Origin of the sequence: Xanthomonas populi, from assembly GCF_002940065.1 — a bacterium.
In the GTDB taxonomy this organism is placed as follows: Bacteria; Pseudomonadota; Gammaproteobacteria; order Xanthomonadales; family Xanthomonadaceae; genus Xanthomonas; species Xanthomonas populi.
In genome coordinates this window covers 21,659-28,548 of record NZ_MDEJ01000046.1, presented here as the reverse complement: position 1 = coordinate 28,548, position 6,890 = coordinate 21,659, and the positions used below count along the sequence as shown (strand labels likewise).

Below are 6,890 nucleotides of genomic sequence, written 5' to 3'. Positions count from 1 at the left end.
TACCGCTTGCTGCTCATAGACACCTCCGAATCGACCATTTTCCATGGCCATGAGATGTCTGGGAAACCCTGGGCGCATCAGCGTAGAGACAGTCGTCCAGCGGCAGCAACGTGTGCTTGCGGAAGGCGACGATCGCCGCCTCATTCTCAATGGACAACACGGTGGAACACGGCTTCCTCGGCCCGGTTGGCACATCGGCAACCGAGGTCCGCGTCTTCCACTTCGCCACCGTCTTGTGATGGATGCCGTAACGCTTGGACAGCGCTATCAGGCTCTCTTGACTCTGCGGTATCGCTCGACGGATCGCCTCTGTCGTGGTGGCGCTCCCGTGTAGAACCTGGCCCATCGTGCTTGCTTCCATTCGAGGGAAAAGAGTGCACCATCAAAGCCTGGGATCAAACACATAATAAATCGATGCTATCTACTTCAGATATATTCTTTCCTGATTAGCCCTGACTCTCAGCCGTGAAAATTGCTCGCCGCACGCAGAACCGGCTCTGGACATGGTGTGGATTGCATCATGGCCGTGGCCAGTCGTGGCAGCATGTCGCGCAAGCGGAATCGACGATTAAACCGATAGGCCGCTTCTCCCAGATACCGCCTTGCGTATTTTCCTTGCGCGATGGCGTGATACACGCTACTGATGGCGAGTCGGCCATGACCTGCATGATCTTGTGCTTCATCCGCCAGGCGCGCTTGTAGTTGATCCCCAGATGACGCATCAGCTCCCGTGCGGCCATGTTGGTTTTGGTCGAGGTCAACAAGTGCAACGCCAGCATCCAGGTGCGCAGCCGCAGTTTGGTGCCTTCGAACATCGTGCCTGCAATCAAGCTGGTCTGATGCCGGCACGCGCTGCATTTGGAGTAGATCGCAGCACCCCGCTTGAAACGCGACCGCACCCGCCCGGTGCAGACAGGGCAACGAAAGCCTTGCGGCCAGCGCCACTTGTAGAGCGCGCGATAGCACTTGGCTTCGGTGCCGTAGGACGCGAAGAACTCAGACATCGATAATCCAGCTTGGAACTGCACGGCATTGATGCGCATCACGCCACCGCGTTGGCTTCAGGTGACAGCAGCATTCACAAAGCGCGGCGCAGATCCTGCGACTGGCGGCTGAAGGTCGGGGCTAATCAGGTAATCCCTTGAATCGTGCGATTTGCTTGCCGATGAATTGGAGGTCGCGAACGGCCTCCCGTAAAGTCGTTGCAGCAAATTTTTGTGTATCTTCAGACTGGGCAGACATGATTAAACTCAGGCGAAACTATCGGTCGCACGCACCAGCGCATCGACATTTTCCGGCTCGAATCCCGAATGGCCTGATGCCGGGCTAATCTGCAATTTCGACGTCGGCCACACCTTGTGCAGATCCCATGCACTTTGCAGCGGGCACACCACATCGTAGCGGCCGTGCACGATCACACCGGGAATATCGGCGATGCGGCGCGCGTCGCGCAGCAGTTGATCTTCGACCTCGAAGAAACCGCCGTTAACGAAATAGTGGTTCTCGATACGCGCGAACGCCAGTGCGAAGTGCGCGTCCTCATGCCCGGTGACGAAATCATTGTCCACATGCAGAAAACTGGTGGCGCCTTCCCACACGCTCCACGCCTTGGCCGCAGCCAGTCGCGTGGCTTGGTCATCGCTGGTCAGGCGGCGATGGAAGGCAGACATCAGATCGGCGCGTTCCACCGCCGGAATCGCGTTGACGTAATGCTCCCAGGCATCCGGAAACAGCCGGCTGGCGCCTTGCTGATAGAACCATTCCAGCTCGAAACGACGCAGCAGGAAGATGCCGCGCAGCACCAGCTCGGTGACCTGCTGCGGGTGGGTCTGCGCGTAGGCCAGCGCCAGCGTCGAACCCCAGCTGCCGCCGAACACCTGCCAGCGCGCGATGCTCAGATGCGCGCGCAAACGCTCGATATCGGCGACCAGATCCCAGGTGGTGTTATCGACCAGATCGGCATGTGGGGTAGAGCGGCCTGCGCCGCGCTGATCGAACAGCACGATGCGGTACTTGTCCGGGTCGTGGAAGCGCCGCATCTTGGTGTTGCAACCGCCACCGGGGCCGCCATGTAGCATGACCACCGGCTTGCCCTGCGGGTTGCCGCACTGCTCGAAATACAGCGTGTGGCGGTCGTCGACCTGGAGGGTGCCGTGGTCGTACGGCGTGATCACGGGATAGAGCGTGCGCATGCGTCGGTCCTGCGGGAAACCGCTAGTGTATCGGCAGCCAGCGCGTGCACGCTGGCGACCCACAGCATGCGCAAAGCGATTCGCGAACGCCTAGCCCGCAGCGGTCGACCAACGCCCCAACGTCACCCGATCTCGCTGCTCCAGGTCCTGATGCGTCGCTACCGCGTCGAAGCCACGTGCCCGCAGCAGTTCGGCCACCGCAGCGCCCTGGCCCCAGCCGTGTTCGAGTAGCAGCCAGCCGCCCACACGTAGATGCGTCGGCGCATCGGCCACGATCAAGCGAATGTCGTTCAACCCATCTGGGCCGGAGGCAAGCGCACTCGCCGGTTCGTAACGCAGATCGCCTTCACCCAGATGCGGATCCTGGGCGGCGATATACGGCGGATTGCTGGCGATCAGATCGAAGCGCTCACCCGCCAGCGGCGCGAACCAGCTCCCCAGCCGGCATTCGACATGACGCAGCAGGTGGTTATGGGCGTTTTGCTTGGCAACCGCTAGCGCCGCAGCACTGGCATCGGTCGCGATCACCTGTGCGTGCGGCCGCTCGCTGGCGATCGCCAGCGCGATCGCCCCGCTACCGGTGCCCAGATCGGCGACGCGGCGTCCAAGCGCGGTGTCGAGCCGCTCAAGGGCGAGCTCGACCAGCGTCTCGGTATCGGCGCGTGGAATCAGCGTGGCAGTCGAAACCGCCAGATCCAGCGTCCAGAACCCACGCGAGCCGGTCAGGTAAGCGACCGGTTCACCGGCCTGGCGCCGCTGCACCAGTGCCTCGAACGCTTGCGCCACAAAATCTGCGACCGGATCGCGGCCATGCGCGAACAGCCATGCGCGGTCGCGGCCCAGCGCATGCAGCAGCAACGCTTCGGCATCGCTGCGGTCGATACGCTCGGCTGCCCGCCGCAACAGCTGGTCGGCAGGAACGGCCGCGAGATCGTCGGTCATACGGATCATTCACTCATGCGAAACATCGGTCGAACATTATCCGAGATGAAAATGGGCTCCTGCAGCGCAAGATGCCACCTGCCAATATGATAGCTTAAGCCTATCTATTTAATTCCATCAATCGATTTTAGAAATCTATCGCTTCTCCCTATCATAGCGACTGCTCCATCCCCCACCCCCCCTTCATCGCTCGAGGAAACTCAATGTCTCTCATCAACACCCAGGTCAAGCCCTTCAAGGCGAACGCGTACCACAACGGCAATTTCATCGAAGTCACCGACGCCAGCCTGAGGGGCAAGTGGTCGGTGCTGATCTTCATGCCGGCCGCCTTCACCTTCAATTGCCCGACCGAAGTGGAAGACGCCGCCGACAACTATGCCGCGTTCCAGAAGGCGGGCGCCGAGGTGTACATCGTCACCACCGACACGCACTTTTCGCACAAGGTGTGGCACGCAACCTCCCCGGCGGTGGGCAAGTCGCAGTTTCCGCTGATCGGCGACCCGACCCACCAGCTGACGCGCGCCTTCGGCGTGCATATCGAAGAAGAAGGCCTGGCCCTGCGCGGTACCTTCATCATCAATCCGGAAGGCGTGATCAAGACGCTGGAAATCCACGACAACTCCATCGCCCGCGACGTCACCGAGACCCTGCGCAAGCTGACCGCTGCTCAGTTCGTCGCCAACAACCCTGGCCAGGTCTGCCCGGCCAAGTGGAAAGAAGGCGCCAAGACGCTGGCTCCGTCGCTGGACCTGGTAGGCAAGATCTAAGTCGACTCGTCCCCTTCCGGCCCGTCGCCAGGCCGAAGCGGCATCTCCGGCCCAGCACTGGGCCGGGGGTGAACCGGAGCCGGTGCCGGACTACCCGCCAGCCATCGCCAGCACGCATCCCCGAGCAATGCGCCGGCTGCGGTTCATCCCCTCTTCCCCGGCGACCTGTCTCACCGCAGCGACGCCACGCCCTCCCCTTGCCCATTCCCAGGAGTTTTCCATGTTGGATGCCAACCTCAAGACCCAGCTGACCGCCTACCTGGAACGGGTCACGCGGCCGATTCAGATCAATGCCTCGATCGACGAGAGCGCCGGTTCGCGCGACATGCTCGACCTGCTCGAGGATCTGGTGTTGCTGTCGGACAAGATCAGCCTGGACATCCACCGCGACGACAACCAGCGCAAGCCCTCGTTCGCGCTGACCACGCCCAGCCAAGACATCTCGCTGCGCTTTGCCGGCCTGCCGATGGGCCACGAGTTCACCTCGCTGGTGCTGGCGCTGCTGCAGGTTGGCGGTCACCCGTCCAAGGCCACCGCCGAGCTGATCGAGCAGGTGCAACAGCTGGATGGCGACTACCAGTTCGAAACCTATTTCTCGCTGTCGTGCCAGAACTGCCCTGACGTGGTGCAGGCGCTGAATCTTGCCGCCGTGCTCAACCCGCGCATCAAGCACGTCGCCGTCGACGGTTCCTTGTTCCAGGACGAGGTCGAAACCCGCCAGATCATGTCGGTGCCCACCGTGTACCTGAACGGCGAATTGTTCGACCAGGGCCGCATGACGCTGGAGCAGATCGTCGCCAAGCTCGACACCAACGCTGCAAAGCGCGGCGCGGTCAAGATCGCGGCCAAAGAGGCCTTCGACCTGCTGGTGATCGGCGGTGGCCCGGCCGGTTCGGCAGCGGCGGTGTACGCCGCACGCAAGGGCATCCGTACCGGCGTGGCAGCCGAGCGTTTCGGTGGTCAGGTGCTGGACACCATGTCGATCGAAAACTTCATCTCGGTGCCGGAAACCGAAGGTCCGAAGATGGTCGCCGCACTGGAGCAGCACGTTCGCCAGTACGACGTGGACATCATGAATCTGCAGCGCGCCGAGCAGGTGATTCCTGCCGGTGCCGATGGGTTGATCGAGATCAAGCTGGCCAATGGCGCCTCGCTCAAAAGCAAGACCGTGATCCTGTCCACCGGCGCGCGCTGGCGGCAGATGAATGTGCCCGGCGAAGACCAGTACAAGAACAAGGGCGTGGCGTACTGCCCACATTGCGATGGCCCCCTGTTCAAGGGCAAGCGCGTGGCGGTGATCGGTGGCGGAAATTCGGGTGTTGAGGCCGCGATCGATCTGGCCGGCATTGTGGCGCATGTCACGCTGGTGGAATTTGACGACAAGCTGCGCGCCGACGAAGTGCTGCAACGCAAGCTGCGCAGCCTGCACAACGTGCGCATCATCACCAGCGCGCAGACCACCGAAGTGCTCGGCAACGGGCAAAAGGTCACCGGCCTGGTCTACAAGGCCCGTACCGGCGGCGACATCCGGCATGTCGACCTGGAAGGCGTGTTCGTGCAGATCGGCCTGCTGCCCAACACAGAATTCCTCAAGGGCTCGGTTGCGTTGTCGCCGCGCGGGGAGATCATCGTCGACGACCGTGGCCAGACCAACATCCCCGGCGTGTTCGCCGCCGGCGACGCCACCACGGTGCCGTACAAGCAGATCGTGATCGCGATGGGCGAAGGTTCCAAGGCCGCGCTGAGCGCATTCGATTACCTGATCCGCTCCAGCGCACCGGCCAGCGCCGACGTCGAGGCACAGGCCGCTAACCGCCACGCATCACAATGCCCGGCACTGCCGGGCGCTAAGTTCGCCAAGCGCTCACGTCGTTTCCCGTCACTGCAATAAGGGCTGCTGCACATGAATCTGCGTGACCTGAAGTATCTGGTAGCGCTGGCCGACCACAAGCATTTCGGCCGTGCTGCAACGGCGTGTTTTGTCAGTCAGCCAACCCTGTCTACCCAGATCAAGAAACTCGAAGACGAGCTCGGCGTGCCGCTGGTGGAACGTGCACCGCGCAAGGTGATGCTGACGCCTGCCGGCCGCGAAGCCGCAATGCGGGCACGCAGCATCGTGGCCGAAGTGGAACAGATGAAAGAAGCCGCACGGCGTAGCCAGGACCCGGAAGCGGGCACCGTGCGACTGGGTATTTTCCCCACGCTGGCACCATATCTGTTGCCGCATGTAGTGCCGCGCATTCGCGAGCGGTTTCCGCGTCTGGAACTGCTGCTGATCGAAGAAAAAAGCGACCAGCTCATCCACCAGCTGCGGGAAGGGCGTCTGGATGCGGCGTTGCTTGCACTGCCGTTGCAGGACGATCAACTGCACGCAGAATTTCTGTTCGAAGAACCCTTCGTGCTGGCGGTGCCGGAAGGCCATCCGCTGTCGCGCCACGACAGCCTGACCTTGGATGACCTGTCCGAGCAGCGCTTGTTGTTGCTGGAAGACGGGCATTGCCTGCGCGAACAGGCGCTGGATGTCTGCCACCTTGCCGGCGCGTTGGAAAAATCCGAATTTCAGGCCACCAGTCTGGAAACACTGCGCCAGATGGTGGCGGCCAATGTCGGTGTCACCTTGTTGCCGTTGTTGGCCGTCAAGCCGCCAGTGGCGCGTTCGGAAAATATCCGGCTGATCCGGTTCCGCGAAGACAAACAGCCCAGCCGTCGTATCGCGATGGTCTGGCGCCGCAGCTCGGCCATGATCACGTTCCTGGAGCAGCTGTCGCAGTTGTTCAAGGAACTGCCCGAAAGCCTGTTCACGCTGGATCAGGCGACCACCGGCCCCAAGGCCGTCGCTGCCTGAGCGCAGCGTCACTGCTGCGGTCGCTTGACGCTTCACCTTTGCCGACTAGAGATTGCCGGCAAGAGATTTCAGGGCGACATCCAGGTGTCGCCCTTTGCACATTCATCACAGCGACTCACCCGGCCTGCAGCAACCCATTGCGAT

Annotated in this window: 4 protein-coding genes and 3 pseudogenes; 3 read left to right on the top strand and 4 right to left on the bottom strand. The window is 62.0% G+C overall.

Annotated elements, in window-relative coordinates; translation table 11 throughout:
• Positions 1-16: 16 nt before the first annotated feature.
• The 4 genes and pseudogenes from XpopCFBP1817_RS09520 to prmC all read right to left on the bottom strand — a co-directional run.
• Positions 17-346 (bottom strand): annotated as a pseudogene (locus XpopCFBP1817_RS09520) (IS481 family transposase); the annotation flags it as partial.
• A 113-nt stretch (positions 347-459) separates the two neighbouring features.
• Positions 460-1,043: pseudogene (locus XpopCFBP1817_RS09515) on the bottom strand (transposase).
• Between the two features lie 207 nt (positions 1,044-1,250).
• Positions 1,251-2,192: a prolyl aminopeptidase gene (gene pip / locus XpopCFBP1817_RS09510; RefSeq protein ID WP_128416944.1), complete on the bottom strand. Its 942-nt coding sequence runs from the start codon at positions 2,190-2,192 to the stop codon at positions 1,251-1,253.
• A 90-nt stretch (positions 2,193-2,282) separates the two neighbouring features.
• Positions 2,283-3,134 (bottom strand): peptide chain release factor N(5)-glutamine methyltransferase, encoded by an 852-nt coding sequence (prmC, locus tag XpopCFBP1817_RS09505; RefSeq protein ID WP_128416943.1) that lies wholly within the window; start codon positions 3,132-3,134, stop codon positions 2,283-2,285.
• Between the two features lie 203 nt (positions 3,135-3,337).
• Here prmC and ahpC point away from each other — a divergent pair, with 203 nt between their 5' ends.
• The 3 genes and pseudogenes from ahpC (at position 3,338) to XpopCFBP1817_RS09490 (ending at position 6,746) form a co-directional block, all read left to right on the top strand.
• Positions 3,338-3,901 carry an alkyl hydroperoxide reductase subunit C gene (gene ahpC / locus XpopCFBP1817_RS09500; protein WP_128416942.1) on the top strand — a complete coding sequence of 188 codons (564 nt, stop codon included), beginning with the start codon at positions 3,338-3,340 and terminating at the stop codon, positions 3,899-3,901.
• A gap of 220 nt (positions 3,902-4,121) precedes the next feature.
• Positions 4,122-5,711 (top strand): annotated as a pseudogene (ahpF, locus tag XpopCFBP1817_RS09495) (alkyl hydroperoxide reductase subunit F); the annotation flags it as partial.
• 93 nt (positions 5,712-5,804) lie between these two features.
• A complete protein-coding gene (locus XpopCFBP1817_RS09490) occupies positions 5,805-6,746 on the top strand; it encodes a LysR substrate-binding domain-containing protein (protein WP_128416941.1) in 942 nt (313 codons plus the stop codon).
• The last annotated feature ends 144 nt before the right edge of the window (positions 6,747-6,890 follow it).